Origin of the sequence: Stenotrophomonas rhizophila (assembly GCF_000661955.1) — a bacterium.
Lineage (GTDB): Bacteria > Pseudomonadota > Gammaproteobacteria > Xanthomonadales > Xanthomonadaceae > Stenotrophomonas > Stenotrophomonas rhizophila.
Window position 1 is genome coordinate 2,584,616 of record NZ_CP007597.1, and the last position, 17,166, is coordinate 2,601,781.

The 17,166-nt window shown below is 60.0% G+C and carries 16 protein-coding genes; 4 read left to right on the forward strand and 12 right to left on the reverse strand.

The features are described 5' to 3' along the window. Positions 1–72: 72 nt before the first annotated feature. The 12 genes from DX03_RS11010 to DX03_RS11060 all read right to left on the reverse strand — a co-directional run bounded on the left by DX03_RS11010 (position 73) and on the right by DX03_RS11060 (position 13,338). The gene (locus DX03_RS11010) at positions 73–1,023 is read right to left on the reverse strand and encodes a KpsF/GutQ family sugar-phosphate isomerase (protein WP_038688701.1); all 951 of its coding nucleotides are present in this window, start codon (positions 1,021–1,023) and stop codon (positions 73–75) included. Between the two features lie 89 nt (positions 1,024–1,112). Then, complete coding sequence (locus DX03_RS11015; protein WP_038688703.1) at positions 1,113–1,661, reverse strand: KdsC family phosphatase; 549 nt, start codon at positions 1,659–1,661, stop codon at positions 1,113–1,115. A gap of 4 nt (positions 1,662–1,665) precedes the next feature. Further along, the gene (locus DX03_RS11020; RefSeq protein ID WP_102100681.1) at positions 1,666–2,112 is read right to left on the reverse strand and encodes a DAHP synthetase I family protein; all 447 of its coding nucleotides are present in this window, start codon (positions 2,110–2,112) and stop codon (positions 1,666–1,668) included. 60 nt (positions 2,113–2,172) lie between these two features. Then, complete coding sequence (locus DX03_RS20700) at positions 2,173–2,727, reverse strand: acyltransferase (protein WP_219335230.1); 555 nt, start codon at positions 2,725–2,727, stop codon at positions 2,173–2,175. A 26-nt stretch (positions 2,728–2,753) separates the two neighbouring features. Continuing rightward, positions 2,754–4,004: a hypothetical protein gene (locus tag DX03_RS11025; protein WP_185753335.1), complete on the reverse strand. Its 1,251-nt coding sequence runs from the start codon at positions 4,002–4,004 to the stop codon at positions 2,754–2,756. Positions 4,005–4,015: 11 nt separating this feature from the next. Next, a complete protein-coding gene (locus DX03_RS11030; protein ID WP_038688706.1) occupies positions 4,016–5,314 on the reverse strand; it encodes a lipopolysaccharide biosynthesis protein in 1,299 nt (432 codons plus the stop codon). Further along, the gene (locus DX03_RS11035) at positions 5,311–6,657 is read right to left on the reverse strand and encodes a capsular polysaccharide export protein, LipB/KpsS family (RefSeq protein WP_051598840.1); all 1,347 of its coding nucleotides are present in this window, start codon (positions 6,655–6,657) and stop codon (positions 5,311–5,313) included. Before DX03_RS11035 ends, DX03_RS11030 begins: the two co-directional genes overlap by 4 nt. Before the next feature lie 69 nt (positions 6,658–6,726). Continuing rightward, entirely contained in the window at positions 6,727–7,728 is a 1,002-nt protein-coding gene (locus DX03_RS11040) for a WaaS/CpsH family glycosyltransferase (protein ID WP_038688708.1), read from the reverse strand. A 28-nt stretch (positions 7,729–7,756) separates the two neighbouring features. Further along, on the reverse strand, positions 7,757–8,890 hold the full coding sequence (locus DX03_RS11045; protein ID WP_038692271.1) for an NAD-dependent epimerase/dehydratase family protein: 1,134 nt from the start codon (positions 8,888–8,890) through the stop codon (positions 7,757–7,759). A 104-nt stretch (positions 8,891–8,994) separates the two neighbouring features. Beyond that, positions 8,995–11,211 (reverse strand): polysaccharide biosynthesis tyrosine autokinase, encoded by a 2,217-nt coding sequence (locus tag DX03_RS11050; RefSeq protein WP_038688710.1) that lies wholly within the window; start codon positions 11,209–11,211, stop codon positions 8,995–8,997. 74 nt (positions 11,212–11,285) lie between these two features. Continuing rightward, positions 11,286–11,720, reverse strand: a complete 435-nt coding sequence (locus DX03_RS11055) for a low molecular weight protein-tyrosine-phosphatase (protein WP_038688712.1) — start codon at positions 11,718–11,720, stop codon at positions 11,286–11,288. A 184-nt stretch (positions 11,721–11,904) separates the two neighbouring features. Next, a complete protein-coding gene (locus DX03_RS11060; protein ID WP_038688714.1) occupies positions 11,905–13,338 on the reverse strand; it encodes an undecaprenyl-phosphate glucose phosphotransferase in 1,434 nt (477 codons plus the stop codon). A 371-nt stretch (positions 13,339–13,709) separates the two neighbouring features. Between DX03_RS11060 and amaB the strand changes: the two genes are divergently transcribed. The 4 genes from amaB (at position 13,710) to DX03_RS11080 (ending at position 17,164) form a co-directional block, all read left to right on the forward strand. Beyond that, positions 13,710–15,242, forward strand: coding sequence for an L-piperidine-6-carboxylate dehydrogenase (gene amaB / locus DX03_RS11065; protein ID WP_038688716.1), 1,533 nt, complete (start codon positions 13,710–13,712; stop codon positions 15,240–15,242). Continuing rightward, positions 15,242–16,015 carry an SDR family NAD(P)-dependent oxidoreductase gene (locus DX03_RS11070; RefSeq protein ID WP_051598842.1) on the forward strand — a complete coding sequence of 258 codons (774 nt, stop codon included), beginning with the start codon at positions 15,242–15,244 and terminating at the stop codon, positions 16,013–16,015. Before amaB ends, DX03_RS11070 begins: the two co-directional genes overlap by 1 nt. Positions 16,016–16,101: 86 nt before the next feature. Beyond that, positions 16,102–16,386: a DUF4190 domain-containing protein gene (locus tag DX03_RS11075; RefSeq protein WP_038688720.1), complete on the forward strand. Its 285-nt coding sequence runs from the start codon at positions 16,102–16,104 to the stop codon at positions 16,384–16,386. Positions 16,387–16,393: 7 nt separating this feature from the next. Continuing rightward, positions 16,394–17,164 carry a class I SAM-dependent methyltransferase gene (locus DX03_RS11080; protein ID WP_038688723.1) on the forward strand — a complete coding sequence of 257 codons (771 nt, stop codon included), beginning with the start codon at positions 16,394–16,396 and terminating at the stop codon, positions 17,162–17,164. Positions 17,165–17,166: the final 2 nt, after the last annotated feature.

Genomic DNA, 17,166 nt, shown 5'->3' on the forward strand with positions numbered 1-17,166 from the left:
CAGCGCAGCTGCCCCTTAGCTCAAACATCCCCCGGCCACGACCAACCCTCGGCCGGCCAGGATATGGTGAGGCTACTTCTTGAACACGCCTACCAAGCGGTCGTGATCGAAAACCAGCAGCGCAGAAATACGACGTCGCTCCATCAGCACGAGCGCATCCTCGACACGCGTGCCAACGCTCACTCGAGCAGGATCCAGGCTCATTAGGCTGCCAGCAGTCTTCTGGAACACATCCTTGCCGAAAGCCTCAACCGCACGCCGGACATCGCCATCAGTGATGACCGCCCAATCCGCTTGATTCTGCACAATCGCCAGCCCGAGACTGGATCGGGTGATAGCGTTGATGACGCCCATTATGTCTGCGTCGACGCTGACGATTGGAAGGTCCTCACGGATCATCTCGTGCTCGACACGACTTAGCAGTCGGCGCCCCAAGGACCCGCCCGGATGAAAGCGGGCAAAATTCTCGGGCTTGAAGTCCCTCGCCTCCATCAGCGTCACGGCCAATGCATCCCCCATCGCCAAGGTCGCAGTCGTCGATGCGGTCGGAGCAAGCCGAAGTGGGCAGGCCTCCTGCGCCACACTCACATCAAGATGGCGGTCAGCAGCCCGTGCCAGCGTGGACGCAGGATTTCCGGTGATGGCGACAACGACATTGCCATTCTCCTTCAGGAAGGGCAGCAGCTTCACCACTTCATCGGTCTCGCCCGAGAACGAAAGTGCGATGAACACGTCCGAAGCGGTCACCATCCCCAGGTCGCCGTGGTACGCCTCGCCAGGATGCATGAAGAAGCTCGGCGTGCCGGTACTGGCCAACGTCGCCGCAATCTTCCTGCCGACGATTCCGGACTTTCCCATGCCACAGATGATCGTACGGCCGTCGGACCGCAGGATGTGCTCCACGGCAGCCTCGAAATCCTGGTCGATCTTCTTTGAGAGACCAGCAACGGCCTCCGCCTCGATCTGAAAAACACGTCGGGCGGACGCCAGATAATCGGTGGCACCGCGTTCAACTTCACTCATCTCAATCTCCTAGAGTAATTCTACAAACAGACACATCGGCAAGATCGACGCACCTTCTGCACCCCTTCAGCCTTGACTACGGATGAAGGTCATTGCACGACGTGTAGCTCGCTCCATCCTTCCATGAGTGGCTGATAGGCCTGCTCCAAAGAGAGACCACCTGAAAGCAAGATATGCTCTGCTACCTCCCTTGCAACACCACCGCCGCCTCGCGCGCACATGACGTGGTCCGCCTTTGCAAGGACCATTGCGTGCGCATCGCTGGGCGCGAAGAAGAGCCCAACGCGACCGACAAGTGGGAGGTCAACAACGTCGTCGCCCACGTAGGCTACCTCAGCATCTTCGACACCCAGGTCCTGCTTGATTTTTTGATAGGCGCTTTGCTTGTCGAGCCTACCCGTAACCGATACGTCAAATTTCAACTGCTGTATCCGGAAGTCCAGTGCTTCACTGCTCTTGCCAGACAGCACGCCACTTCGGATGCCATGGCAACGAAGCAACGACACTGCCAGTCCATCCCGAACGTTGAATTTCTTCAACAGTTCACCGCTGGGGCCTAGATAGAGGCCGCCATCGGTCAGCACCCCATCAACGTCGAAAAGCACCAGCTTTACCGGACCTGCGTAATCTGTCTGCATCGGATCAATTGACCTTTAGATCAGGAAGGCTTATTGGGAGGTCGTCTACCACTTGGGTTTGGGCCACCAAGGGCTCCAAGGTGCATAACGGAAGCGCGTTGAGGGCATCACAGAGGGCCTTATCCTGATCAGTCGGGCGCAGAAACCGCGGCTTCTTGAGGTTCACCCCGCCACCCATCTGCGCGATTACCTCCACCAAGTCGGCTTGGCGCGCCAAGAATGCCGGTATCTGCTGGACGTCGATTACCTCAGCCACCGCTGCCACTCGGGCGACCTCATGTGAGCTGACCGACAAGCGACTCGCCCTGTCGAACGAAGCTCTGTGGACGCATGCAATGCCCCGCTTACGGGTCACTCCGAGGCACTCGCCGACGGAAGGCGTGGAGTCCGAGCCCTCCAAGAGATTCAGGCCACCAAGCAGGACAAGGGAAAGGTCTTTCGCAACAGTCATTACCCCTGAGATCCGCACACGCCCCACCTTCATCACCTCGCCTGCCAATGAGATGTTGCGCTACACGCGTAGCCAACTGGCTGTCTCGAAGTCATAGCGCTTGATGATGCGCGCAGGCATTCCTGCGATAACGCAATGATCAGGAAAACTACCTCTCACCACAGCATTTGCACCGACAACGCAGCCTCTACCGAGCGTTGTTCCAGCCTGAATTCGAGCACCGACGCCGATAAAACAGTTTTCCCCGATCTGAGTCGACCGAACCGAAACAGGTTGATGAGATACAGGCAGTGAGACATCGCTGTATTGGTGATCGGTGTCAGTTATGAAAACGCCGGAGGAAATCAAACAGCCCGAGCCGATCGAAAGCTCAGAACTGCAGATTACGTGAAAGTTCTGACCAATCGACACGTCGTCACCAACCTTCAGCGATCCACCGTCGAAACACTCGGCGCGCATTCCAGGAAATATGCGCACCTTCACTCCAAAGGACATCCGCGACGCGCCAAGAATGAACGTCGGCTTGCCAAGGTAACCCGGCATTGAGAACGACCGAAAGATGCACTTGAAGAGCATCGCACGAACGACCCAAGCCGCTTTATAAAGTCGGTGCACAGGAACTCCAGATGAGGAGATTGACTTCAGGGACGGACGGTAGCACTGGAGCGCTTGCTGGCAGCAGAAACCAATCGAATGATTACAAAGGCAATCATCAATAGAGTTCCAGCCTTGAACATGATGTTGACGTTGTACGCCATCCAGCGAGGGAAAGTAAGAAACAGGAATGTTGCGTACACCGCGAGCAATGGATAGCGGCTACTGCGCCTCATCACCCAACCGAAGAACGCACCTGCCAGGACGACACCCGGGATACCACCCCACACGAAAAATGTTACCCCAGGAAATCCACCATTGCCGGGAATCGGAATGTACTTCATTGCAGCAAAGTTGATATAGGCAGAATCATCGACCATTGAGGATGGCAGAAACACTGAGAGCGCCACGTTAAACATCGACGACATCGCGAACTGCATGTCGAATATTCCGTCATGGACGAGTTTCATGTACACCGCGGATGAGTAGATAACCCCTCCTTGGTTGTTGCGCATGGAGCCATCCTCACTAATATTGAAGATGACCTGCGCCAGGCTCTGCCCCGAATCCCCCACGCGAAATAGCGCCAGCAACGAAAGAGCAACGAACCCCGCGCCGAATATTAGAGCGACCTGTCTGATGTTCTTTGGGCGAACGTAGAGAAGCAGCACAGCGAACGCGACCATTGAGGCCGGCAAGCGCTTGCCAAAGTACAGCGGCGCAATAACGAACAGGGCCGCGAAGAAGAACAAGACGCGTCGCCGAACAGCGCTCTCTCCCGAGTAGCAGAAAGCCACAAGAATTAGAATTAGCACATACTCAAAGAGGATCGATGAGCCACTCAACTCATAATCATAAGATTGCTCAAAAATACTTCCCTGGATGGATCGTGCCGCGATAACGAGACACGTAGCCATCGCGATGATCGCAGCCCAGAAAACCACCGCACTGTTACGCCGACGGTAATCAACGACGGTAAATGGTCTGAAGCTACCCATCACCAGGAACAGGGTAGCAAGGAAAATCCCCTGAACACAGAAAGCCTGCACGATGAAGCCAGAGTTCACATTCCAATAAAGGTAGTGAATATCCACGCTCAGCAAAACGGAAAAGATCCAGAATACAGGATAGGTGATCGAGAAAAGGAGAAGGAATGAAAACTCAATCGAGCTCGAAAGTTCACGGAGCTTGATGATGTGATACGCGACGAGGGCAACGGGGACTGCGACGCTAGCAAAGGCGGCGTCACTAACCAGCATGATCAGGACAAAGAAAATTCCGAATCCAAGATCAATCAATCTACGCGCACTCATCCCCGGCCCCCAAGTACCCACTTTGCAACAAGAGCATAAGAAACGACGGATGTCATGAGCACATAAGGATTGGTGAGCAGCACTCGGTCAGACCAGTATATATAGGCAGCCAGACAGAGACGAAGGAGGAAATAGAAGAGTCCGCCCAGGAATGCGAACAGCACAAGACTACCTGCCGTTGCGGCCATCCACTTCATCCAGACAAACAAAGCCATCAGAGCCATTGCCAAGAGCAGCGCCACCCTGGCTCGCCCATTGATTTGCATGTATTCAAGTACGGGCCCGCACACACTGGAGAGTGCCAATCCCGCCGACAGAACCAATACCGCGGCTGGAAAACTAGGCCCGGCCACTCCGAGCACCATTGGAATGAAAGGCGAAATCACCGCGATTCCAATTAGGGCAGCACAGGAAAGCGCCAGCGCCCGAATCTGCAGCGATCTGACGCGCCGTTGCTGATCGAGATCCTGCTTCAGAGACAGCAGCAGCGGTTCGGATGTCTTGGACATCGCCATGGCAGGAAACATGGCAGTGACTGCCAACATGTAGACGAGGTCGTACTCGCCGGCCGTCTCCACACCCATAACGCCATTGATGATCAAGACATCGATCCGGTCGACAGCGGCAAGAAGCGCAACCGGCAACCCGATCACCAGCATTTCGCCCATCACCGACCTGTTCCGCCGCGACGGCACACCAGGACGAGCCCCATCCTTTAGCGCCAATCGGACATGCTTGCGTAGCTGCAGTAGCGATGTTCCCTGCGCAATGAACATCGCAGCAGACGCTGAGACGGCCGTTGGATGCAACCAAGCAAATGTAATCAGAAGTGGCGCACGCAGGAGCCTCTGATAGAAGTTCAGGTGGATCTGCGCGTCGGCAGGCGAACCCGTGTGCCTCCAGATCGTGTTTGCGAGGTTGTAGCAGATGGTCAACGGAACAAGCAGTACACCCAGCGCGAAGACTGGGAAACCCACTGTCCCTGCGAAGGCATATCGGGCAAGCACGGGATAAGCAAGGAGCAGGGCGATGCTGCCGACGAGCGCGACCGTCATTACCATCCGCACGGTGGTCGCAACACCCGCTGCGTCACCCTTCTGGATCAAGCGGCTGATCAACCGTTCCCCACCCAACGCAAGGAAGGGGATCACCAACGTAGAAAAATTGGCCCCCACGCGAAACTCACCGAACTCGGCGGGGCTAATCAGCCGGGTGAGCCAGAGCGTCGCACCAAGCATCAGCGCGTTGCCGACCAGGTTGGATGCGACCCCCAGATAGATTCCCTTGGCCGTCATTCGATCACCACCTGACCCGCAATAACGCGATTACCCCTGGCAACCACACTATCGCCTGTCACTACGATATCGGCGATGTGGGCCGGCGCAACCAGATCGGCATCAAGCCAATGCCCATCGATGAAATAGCGCGCCCTCATCTGCGCAAAGATCGCCTTGGGATCGCAGCCTTCAATAAGATCGGATACCGCCCTCCCCTGTACTGAACTGATGGCAGCGGCCAGGTTGGCGTCCCCTTCAACCCGTACGATCCCCGGGAGGTGATCATAGAACGCACGCCCCAGCAGAATGGCAGGGACATCGGACATATAGGCGTCGAAACCGGTCATTGAATTGACCGTCACCACAACTGTCGCCACTGACAAGTCATCCTTCAATCCTGCACTCGAAAGCACGGCCTCAGGGGTGCGGGAGATCAATTCGTACAGCTCGGCGCTGTACTTGCGCCGATACAGGGGATGCTCTCTGATCAGGACACTTCCGCCCAGCTGTTGAACAGCGCGTACTACCTGCTCGACAAACTGCGCATCACCAAGACCCAGCGGATTATGATGAATGTTGTTCGCGTCGTCCGGAACCTGCAGCGCCACGAGCACACGCGGCGCACCGTCTGCACCGACCATCGGCATCGACCCTAAGCAGGCATCGTAACGTTGCTTTGAATACCGGGGCATCGGCAGCATCTCCCACTCTACCGGGAGCCGTGATATCACCCCCAATGAGCGAGACAACAGGTGATCGACGGCCCTGAGCAATCGATTGCGCTTGAAACGACTACGCCTGTTGGGTTCCGTCGCCGAGTAGCCCTCGCCGGTGAGGGCGGCGGCCTCGAACCTGAATGAACAGTTCGCGTTGACCCCATTGCGATCAAGGATGGTGGTGCCACCCGGACCCTGCTCGAAATGGAACTTAGGGACATGCGGCCAATCGCGCGCAAGGCAAAAGAGCAGCGACTCGCACGCAATGCGAGTGTCGCCAGACATGATTACGCGGTCTGGGCGAAACTCTCGAAGAATCCTGGACACCGCGTCGACGTACTTTGCCGCTCGTTGGCGGACGCGTGCATTCTCCTGCCTACCCGCACCTGAAAGAATGTAGGAGTGGTAAGCACCGATGCGATCCAGCGCAGAATCCGTAGGCAATTCCCCTTCCGGGCGCGCTTTTGTCGCTTCCCAGGGAAGCAAGCGCACCGTCCGCTTTTCACTCAGCATGTAGAGGTAGGCACTAGGGAAAAGAGCGAGGTGAAGAAATTCAGCCTCACTGTCCCGTGTCCTGACTTCATCTTCGATTGCAGAAAAGAATCGGGCGAACGTATCGTAGTAGACGACGGTAAGGTACTTCATGCGCGACCGAGTGAATTAATAGTGCTTTCAGAGTGAGGGGCTCGGCAGCGAACTGCAGCGATGACCCGATTAGGTCCCAATGACGCGCACCACCCAGTTTCTGGCGGAAAGCCCGACGCGCACTGACTCGGCATGCGGAACGCCTTCAATGTCGAGAAATTCCTTGTCCACCTTTGGCGCAGTTCGATCAATCAGGCACACGCCTTTCTTCGAGTAGACGTCGTAATTGACGATATCCTCGTTCGTGGTCACCAGAAGACGCTGCGCGCCAATCGCTTCGATGGTCCGCATAGTAAGGCCAAGCTGACCAGGCCTGTTCACATCGATCACGGCGCGACTCTCTGCGATGCGGTCGACAACCTCAGACAGTGGAATGCCCTTGAAATTGACATACTTCCGGGCAAATCGTCGGAAGCCGCCGTCGAATAGGGATCGCAACCGAAACAGCGTGCGGGACGGGTAGTAGCAGTAGACAAATACCCTCATGCCATCCCGCTCAAGCTGATCGATAACCTGCTCGAGAACCTTATAGCGATCAGTATGAATGGTACCGATGAAGCATGCGTCGTACTTGAAACTTCCGGTCCAGCTCGCGGCGCGCTCGAAATCCCTGCCATAGAAGAGTGGCAGGAACTGAATCTGCGGGTTCGCGTCGACGTCGGCGCGATCAAAGGACAGGACAGCATCGAACTTCCCCAACACCTTACGGGCATTCGGGTTGTAGTGCATTGAATCCCATAGGTACAGCACGAACCTCGCACGAGAATGGAGACTGCGAAGTCGATCCAGAATGTTCCCGGACACGGCCTCGGCACGGATGATCAGCACGAGGTCGTAATCACGACCTCGGGCTTGCTCGATGATGTCACCGTAGTAGCGCTCGATCTTCCTCGCGAGGAAGCGGCGGTCCACCCTGATCAAGGCCTTGGTCAGGAAGTCCGCTCCCGGCCTGTCGCTGAAATAGTCGACCACAGCACCTAACTGCTCGAGCTCGCCCTTGATCAGTTTTTCATAGCCGAAGAACATCGGGGCGATGAAAAGCACGCGCTTGCCCGTCAGCGACTCGCTCATCCCACACCCTCCAGCGACGAGGCGTGATTCACTTCAGCAAGCCCTTCGCCCGCATCTCGTCCACCGACCGCTGGTAGCCGGAGTCTTCGATCTGCTGGGTCAGAACCCACGCGGCAAAGCGCTTCACACCCTCTGCGAAGGTGACCTGCGGACGGTAACCCAATGCTGCCTGAGCGCGGCTAAGGTCGGCGAAGTTGTGACGGATATCGCCGATACGGTAGTTGCCGGAAATGCTGATCTCCCCGCCCTTGCCATACGCCTCCTTCAGCGCACTGGCGACGGTGATCACATCGGTGGCCTCACCGGTACCGACGTTGAATGCCTCGCCGCTGACATCCGCATCAATGGCGGCGACTGTCGCCGCCACCACATCGTCGATGAACACGAAATCACGAGTTTCCTTGCCGTCCTCAAAGATGTTCACACCTTTGCCCTGCAACAGCAGGGTGGAGAAGATCGACAGAATGCCCGTGTATGGGTTTTTCAGCGACTGCCCAGGTCCGTAGACATTCTGGTAGCGCAGGGCGATGCCCTGGATACCGATGGCGGCGGCGCCGACCAGTACCAACTGCTCCTGCACCTGCTTGGTAATGCCGTAGATCGAGCTGGGATGGATGCGGGAAGATTCATCCGTCGGCAGAGGCGCTACCAACTCGCCACTCTGCGGGTCACGGCACTCGAATACGCCATCGCGGAGGTCGGCATCAACGCGCGCACCAGGGTACACCGGGCCGTTCTGGCCCTTGTACTTGCCTTCGCCGTAGATGGAGCGGGAAGATGCCACTACTACCCGCTTGACCGATTCGCAGCCCTGCACGCTGTTGCCGATCAGGTCGAGGAACAAAGAAGTTCCACGTACGTTGACGTCGACATAGCGGTCGATCTCATACATGGACTGACCCGTGCCGGTCTCAGCCGCAAGGTGGACCACCACGTCTTGGCCGGGCAGAACCTTCAACCAGTCCTCACGCTGGCGGACGTCGCCCCTGACCACCACGACGTCCGTGGGCAGCGACGCCAGCAGCGGAGAGTCCTCTGGACTGTCGCCATGGATCTGGGGGGATAGATTGTCCAGGACAGTAACCTCGTCACCGCGTGCGCTGAGCGCGCGCGCCAATGCACTGCCAATGAACCCAGCCCCACCAGTGATCAGAACTTTCATGTATTTCTCCGCAGTCTCTCTAAGTGCGTCGCGGACCTGCTCGATGCAGCTGCCGTGACCTCCATGTCGGTCAGGACGCTGGTTCGCGCCCGGGACCGTGGCCTTCATTCGGTCGACTTGTACTCGTAGTAGCCGTAGCTGTAGTAGCCGGTTGCACGTCGCTGGACCGCATTGAAGATCGCACCCTTGAGCTTTACGTTGTTCTGCTCGAAGCGCTTCTTGGCCAACGCAAGCTCCTTCGGTTGGTTGAGGCCGAAACGGGCCACCAAAAGGCAGGTACCTGCATGATGAGCAATGATTGCAGCATCCGTCACAGCCAGAATCGGCGGCGTATCAATGATCACAAGGTCGTAGTCACGCGCTACCGTCTCCAACAGGCGGGTGAAGTTCTCGTGCATCAACAGCTCGGACGGATTCGGCGGAACATCGCCACGAGTGATGAAGCTGAGGTGTTCAAGTCCTGGCAGCACCTGGATGGCATCAGTGGCGGAAACTTTGCCGACAAGCACATCCGACAGGCCCGGCGTTTGCTTTACCCCCATTGCCTTGTGCAACGTACCCTTGCGCATATCGGCATCGATGATAAGCACTCGCTGACCCGCCTGCGCAATGACTGCAGCAAGGTTAGAAGAGACAAACGTCTTGCCTGCATTCGGGCTGGAGCCAGAAATCAGAACAACGTTGTTCTTCGCTTCCAAACGGGCGAAGTGCAGGCTCGTGCGGAGGCTGCGTACCGCCTCGATTGCCAGATCGGCCGGGTCCTTGACCGCCAGAAGGTGCAGCTTGCCGTCCGCACGGAACGACCCGCGGACAGAGTCGGTTTCCTGTTTTGGACTGACCGGGATAGAGGCGTACACAGGAAGACCAAGCTCCTCGATCTGCGACGGATCCTCCACTCCACGGTTGAGCATCTGCTTGAGAAGGACAATGCCAATCGAGAGAAGCGCCCCGAATATTGTGCCAATCAACACGATCATCGGCTTACGCGGCTTTATCGGCGTTGTCGCGTCGACCGCAGCAGCATCAACAATACGGACGTTACCCACAGTGCCAGCCTTCGCGACATCCAGTTGCTGCGCCTGGTTCAACATGCCCGTATAGATTTCATTGCTGACCTTCAGATCTCGGGTCAGCTTCAGCAGCTCTTGCTGAGCATCAGGAAGCTGCCTCACCTGGCTCTGAAAGCCAGACTTTCGCCCCTGCAGACCGCTGATCTGTCGCATCAGTGCCTGGTAGGCAGGATGATCGCGAGTAAATTTCCGATCCATCTCAGCCTGCTGCATTCGCAACTGTTGAATGCTCGTTTCTACCGCAACCTCCTGATCCAGCAGCCCCTTAGTCTGCAGGGATATGTCTACGGAGTTAGCGCGCGTTTGGTATGCACTCAACGCATCCTGAGCCGCGTCAACCTGAATTCGCACGCTGGGCAACTGCTCCCTGACGAACGACAGCTGTGCCGACGCTTCAGCGGAGTTCCGGTCAACGTTCTGGCGGACATAAGCCTGAGCAACCTGCTGCAGGAATTCCTGGGCCAAGACGGGATCGGAGTTTTCATATGAAAGGGACAGAACTCCAGAGTCCTTTCCGACTTCCGTTACACCTACCTGCTTCTGGAGATCACCAACGACACTGAGCGTGCGGAGCTTGCTTACCCAGAATTTCATCCCCGGATTTGCATTAAGACTGGCAACCTGGATGACGACTCCCCCCGACTTTGCGGGCTGTCCGACGACTCCCTTGAGAATGAGATTGCCATCAGCGTCATAGAGTGAGTACTGACCCACTTTCGGCCCAGCGATCAAGGTCAGATCAGTATCGATAAGTCTCGAAGGGACATTCAGCTGGAAGATTTCGAGCTTATCGCCCCCCCAACCAAAACGGGACATGCCGAAACGAGGTTCAGCCAATTGATCTGGTGCGGACCGTTCGGCCCTCCGGGCCAGATACGCACCAATGATGGGGAACCGATTCGGCTCTATTTCGATGTCCATTTTGAGCTCTTCGACAGCACTGCCGAGCACGGACCGCGAGGTGATCAACGCGATTTCAGTCGACGCCTCTGCGCTTCCGGTTCCCATACCCAAAGACTGGCTCAGGTCTGACAGCCCTGGAAGTGATGGCATCTTCGATTCGACCTGGACGACCGCGTCGGCACGGTAGATCGGCGTAGCCAACAGCGCGTAGCTAGCTGCGACGGCGAGGCAGAGGCCGGTAATACCAGCGATCCACCATTTATGGTCGATCAGCGTGCCCAGCAGCTGGCGCAGATCGATCTCATCGGCTTCGTCGGAAGGAGTGGCTCGGGACTCTTGGCTTGTCATAGAAGATCGCTGCGGTAATTTAAAGGAAGCGCGACAGAATCAGCTGTCACTCAAAACAGTGCGCCCGTAGGCAATCAGACGTAGCGCTTCCAGCTCTCCACGCCCTCGGCCATCAGCCGATACACGTGTTCAAATGCCGGACGCTGCTGGCGGTAGGGATCGGGGATCTCGCATTCTTCGTTCCACTTGCCCAGCAGGAACGACTTGCCGGAGGCCTCCGGCGCGATCTCCATGATCCGCTTGAGATGCTTTTTCTCCATCACCAGCACCAGATCGGCAGCGGAGAGGATCTGTGGCGTGACCTGACGGGCACGATGCGCACTCCCGTCCAGCCCGCGCTCGACAAGCAGTTCCTGCGCCGTAGCGTCGATGCCATGGTTGACCAGGGCACCCAGACCGGCCGAGGTGACCTCGATGCCCCTGCCAGCCAGCGCGTCGCGCATCATGACTTCGGCAGAAGGGCTGCGGCAGATGTTTCCGATGCAGACAAAAAGAATATGCTTGAACACGCGCTACAAGTTCCGATATAGCCAATGGGAAGGTATTGCTCCGCTGCAGCGACACCATCCAATCGAACAGAATAACCGATCACCCTGCCCCGGCACGCCGACGCAGGCCACTACCACGTTGTGAGACAGGGAAGACACTCGGAACTGAGACAGAAGTCTCGTAGCCAGAACGCCCTCGCTTTATTCAATACGCCGTCTTCTGCCCCAGCACCTTGAACGCCGTCAGCAGGATGATCCGCATGTCCAGCAACGGGCTCCAGCGCCGGATGTAATCAATGTCGTACTGCACGCGCTTCTTCATCGACCGCAACTCCGGCGTCTCACCGCGCAGCCCGTTCACCTGGGCCCACCCGGTGATGCCCGGCTTGACGTAGTGCCGGTGCATGTAACGCTCGATCAGCCGCTCGTACTGGTTGTTGTGCTGCACTGCATGCGGTCGCGGCCCCACCACCGACATGCTGCCGCCAAGCACGTTCAGGAACTGGGGAAGCTCATCCAGGCTGGTTCGGCGCAGGAAAGCCCCGAATGGCGTGATGCGGGCATCTCCGCGGGTGGCCTGGGTAAGCGTCCCGCTCGACTCCTCGTGCACCCGCATCGACCGGAACTTCAACATCTTGAATTCTTTCCCATCCAGCCCGTGCCGGCGCTGGCGGAACAGGACCGGGCCCGGTGAGCTCAGCTTCACCCCCAAGGCCAGCAGCACAAGCAACGGCGACAGCACCACCAGCGCCACCCCGGCTACCACCATGTCCTCGACCCGCTTCACCATCAGCAGGTGCGGCTCGACCATCCCCTGGCGCACGCCGATCATCGGCACATCCCCGACCTGGTGCACGCCGGGATTCAATGCGCCCAAACCGGTGGTGTCGGGCACCAGCCTGACCTGGACGGGATAGCGCTCGAGCAGCTTGAGCACCTGTTTGAGGCGCGCGCGCCCGCCCAGCGGCAAGGACACCCAGATGTGCTCGATCTGACCGCGGTGCTGGTCGAGGTAAGCCTCCAGGTCCTCCAGCGCGCCCAGTCGAAGCGGCGCACCGCCGCCATCGCGACGGGTCGCGATGTCGTCAGGCCCAGCGAAGTAGCCAATGACCTCCTTGCCGATCTCCGGGCGACTGCGGAGCAGCCGATGCACCTTGAGCGCAGGGGCCCGCAAGCCCACCAGCAGGACCCGCTGGCGATCCAGCCCCCTGGAGCGCAGGTTGTGCACGCGCAGCCGGATGCAGAAACGGCTGACGCCCATTCCCGCCAGGCCCAGCGCATACCAGCTCACCAGCCAGCGTGCCGGCACGGCGTCGGCCACGTCCATCAGCACCGAGTACATCGAGAACAGCGCAAATGCTGCTGTCCACGCCAGGAAGAGCGTCCAGATCTCGGCCAGCAGGCTGCGCGCCCGCCAGTTGCGATAGACCGGCGCGACGGCGAAACACACCACGCAGCACAGCAGCACGGCCCCGAACACCACGCGCTGCGAATGCGAGGCCGGGATCCAACCGTGGAAAAGGATGTGACCCAGCAGGGCCGCACTCGGCACCAGCAACAGGTCGAGCACGCGCAACCATACTTCCAGGGCGGCACGCGCCTCAGCGGTTACACGCCGCCGCCCCCGCGGGGCAGGCAATGGGTCTACGGATCCATGTAGCACAGCGACATCTCCATAATGAAACACTTGCCGGGACGCTCGTACTCCGCCCCGCCCGTGCAACGACCCCCCTGAGACAATGACGCTCCCTGGAAAGAGCAGATGACGGCGGCAAGTGCCGCTCAGCTCACAAAAATATCACAATCCGGATCGAAGCGTCACAATTGACCTTGTCTTTTTTTACCTTTTGGATCAATGGATTGACGCATTCAGAGTGGCGCGGGTGATCGCCCGCCATGGCTGTCCAAGCCAGTCCAGCCGCCCCGCTCTGCTACCATCAGCGGTCAGCTTGCCGCCCCCCACCCTGCCAGCGGCCAGCGCCTTACAAACGCAACGCAACAGGAGTTTGCATGTCCTCTGATCTGCTCAAGGCCCTCGGCCTGGACGCGACCAACGCTGGCACCTACCTCGGCAATGGCGAGTGGTCCACCGCCACCAGCGCCGGTCTGATCACCCCGGTCAACCCGACCACCGGCGAGGCGATCGCCCAGGTCCACGCCACCACCGACGCCGACTACGAAACCATCGTGGCCCGCGCCCAGGAGGCCTTCAAGGTATGGCGCACCACCCCGGCCCCGCGCCGTGGCGAAGCCGTGCGCCTGTGCGGCGAAGCGCTGCGCGCCCACAAGGACGCACTGGGCTCGCTGGTCGCGCTGGAAATGGGCAAGAGCAAGCCCGAGGGCGACGGCGAAGTGCAGGAGATGATCGACATTGCCGACTTCGCCGTGGGCCAGAGCCGCATGCTCTATGGCTACACCATGCATTCCGAGCGCCCCGGCCACCGCATGTACGAGCAGTACCAGCCGCTCGGCCTGGTCGGCATCATCAGTGCGTTCAACTTCCCGGTCGCGGTGTGGGCCTGGAACTCCTTCCTGGCCGCGATCTGTGGCGATGTGTGCATCTGGAAGCCGTCCAACAAGACCCCGCTGACCGCCATCGCCTCGATGCGCATCTGCAATGAAGCGCTGCGCGGCGCCGGCTTCCCGGACATCTTCTTCCTGATCAACGACGCCGGCACCGAGCTGTCGCAGAAGATGGTGGCCGACAAGCGCGTGCCGCTGATCAGCTTCACCGGGTCCACCCAGGTGGGCCGCCAGGTCGCCGAAAAGGTTGCCCACCGCCTGGGCCGCTGCCTGCTGGAGCTGGGCGGCAACAACGCCATCATCCTGGACGAAACCGCCGACCTGAAGCTGGCCATCCCGGGCATCGTGTTCGGCGCGGTCGGCACTGCGGGCCAGCGCTGCACCACCACCCGCCGCCTGATCGTGCACGAATCCATCCATGACGACGTGCTGGCCACGCTGGTCAAGGCGTACAAGCAGGTGGAAGGCAAGATCGGCGACCCGACCGACCCGGCCAACCTGATGGGCCCGCTCAACAGCGACGGCGCCGTGCAGCAGTTCCTGACCTCGATCGAGAAGGCCAAGGCCAGCGGCGGCACCGTGGAAACCGGCGGCACCCGCATCGACCGCGCCGGCAACTTCGTGCTGCCGGCCATCATCACTGGCCTGAAGAACAGCGACGAAGTGGTGCAGCACGAGACCTTCGCCCCGATCCTGTACGTGATGAAGTACAGCACCCTGGACGAAGCCATCGACATGCAGAACGGCGTGCCGCAGGGCCTGTCCTCGTCGATCTTCACCACCAACCTGAAGGTGGCCGAGCGCTTCCTGTCGGCGGCCGGCTCGGACTGCGGCATCGCCAACGTCAACATCGGTACCTCCGGTGCGGAAATCGGCGGTGCGTTCGGTGGCGAGAAGGACACCGGCGGTGGCCGTGAGTCCGGCTCGGATGCGTGGAAGGTCTACATGCGTCGCCAGACCAACACCATCAACTACTCCGATTCGCTGCCGCTGGCCCAGGGCATCAAGTTCGACCTGTGATGCCCACGCCCGCTGCCCCATCGCTGGATTTCACCGGCCGCCGGGTACTGGTGGCCGGCGGCAGCAAGGGCATCGGGCGGGCAATGGCGCTGGCGTTCGCTTCGGCGGGCGCCCGCGTGTCGGTCTGTGCCCGCGGTGAGCCCGGGCTCACTGCGCTGCGCACGGATGCCCAGGCCATGGGCCTGGACATCCACACCGCGTCGGCCGACCTCGGGGTGCTGGACGACATCGGCCGCTGGCTGGCCGATGCCGCCCACGCGCTGGGCGGTATCGATGTGCTGGTCAACAATGCCACCGGCTACGGCATGGCCGACGATGAAGCCGGCTGGGAAGCCAGCCTGGGCATCGATCTGATGTCGGCGGTACGCGCCTCGCGACTGGCCCTGCCCTGGCTGCAGCAGTCCAGCGACGCCTGCATCCTCAACCTGGCCTCGATCGCCGCGCTGCAACCGCGACCGGGCGCTGCTCCGTATGCCGCGGCCAAGGCCGCACTGATGCACTACACCACCTCCCAGGCACTGGCGCTGGCCCCGCAGCGGATCCGCGTCAATGCCATTGCCCCGGGCTCGATCGAGTTCGAGGACGGCCTGTGGGCCCGTCGCCGCGAGCACGACCCGGCGCTGTACCACGCCACGCTGGCCAAAATTCCGTTCGGCCGCTTCGGCCAGCCGAAGGAAATCGCCGATGCGGCCCTGTTCCTGTGCTCGCCGCTGGCGCGCTGGATCACCGGCCACACGTTGAACGTCGATGGTGGCCAGGTCCTGATGGGCTGAGGCCCTGCCGGGTTGCACGCCGCCCGCGCCGATGGGCTAATCCCGGCGCAGGCACTATCATGGGCGCTCTGCCATGGAGGAAACGGATGAACCAGCCCTATCGACAGACCAGCTCGCTGGCCGTAGTCAGCTTGATCATGGGCATCGTGGGCTGGACGGTCTTTCCGTTTCTCGGCAGTCTCATTGCCATCGTCACCGGCCACATGGCGCGCGCGGAAATCCGTCGCCAGCCGCAGGCGCTGGAAGGCGACGGCCTGGCGGTCGCCGGACTGGTACTGGGTTGGCTGGCGGTGATCGGCAGCATCCTGGTGGTGGTGGGTTTCGTGCTCTTCTTCGGTGGATTGGCCCTGTTTGCCGCATCCCAATCGTGAGGTCCCCATGAGTGCATCGGATTCGACCGAACGCTTCAGCAGCCGCGTCGCCGACTACGTCCGCTACCGTCCCGATTACCCGCCGGCCCTACTGGACTGGCTGCATCACGATATCGGCGTGCCCACCGAGACCCTGGTCGCCGATATCGGCGCCGGTACCGGCATTTCCACCCGTCTGTTCCTGGCCAGCGGCCACCCGGTCATCGCGGTGGAACCCAATGCGGCCATGCGCGCCGCCGCCGAGCAGTGGCTGACCCCCGATTACCTGCGCCTGAAACTGGTCGACGGCACCGCCGAGGCGACCACCCTGGCCGACGACAGCGTTGGTCTGGTCGCTGCCGCCCAGGCCTTCCACTGGTTCGACACCGCCGCGGTGCGCCGCGAGTGGTCGCGCATCCTGCATCCCGGTGGGATGGCGCTGGTGTTCTGGAACTCCCGCCTGCTGGACGCCTCGCCGTTCCTGATCGGCTACGAGCAGCTGCTGCTGGAGTTCGGCACCGATTACACCCAGGTGGCCGAGCGCTACCAGGATGATGACGCCATGCGCGCCTGGTTCGGCGCGGGCCTGCGCGGCCTGGCCGGCTTCCCCAACGTGCAGCGCATGGACCTCGATGGGCTGCGTGGGCGCCTGCTGTCCTCGTCCTACGCGCCGCAGGCCGGCCACCCCCGCCATGCACCGATGCTGGAGGCGCTGCAGCAGTTGTTCGATGCCCACGCCGTGGACGGCCAGGTTGCCTTTGAATACCAAACCCGTGCCTTTGTCGGCACGCTGGACTGATA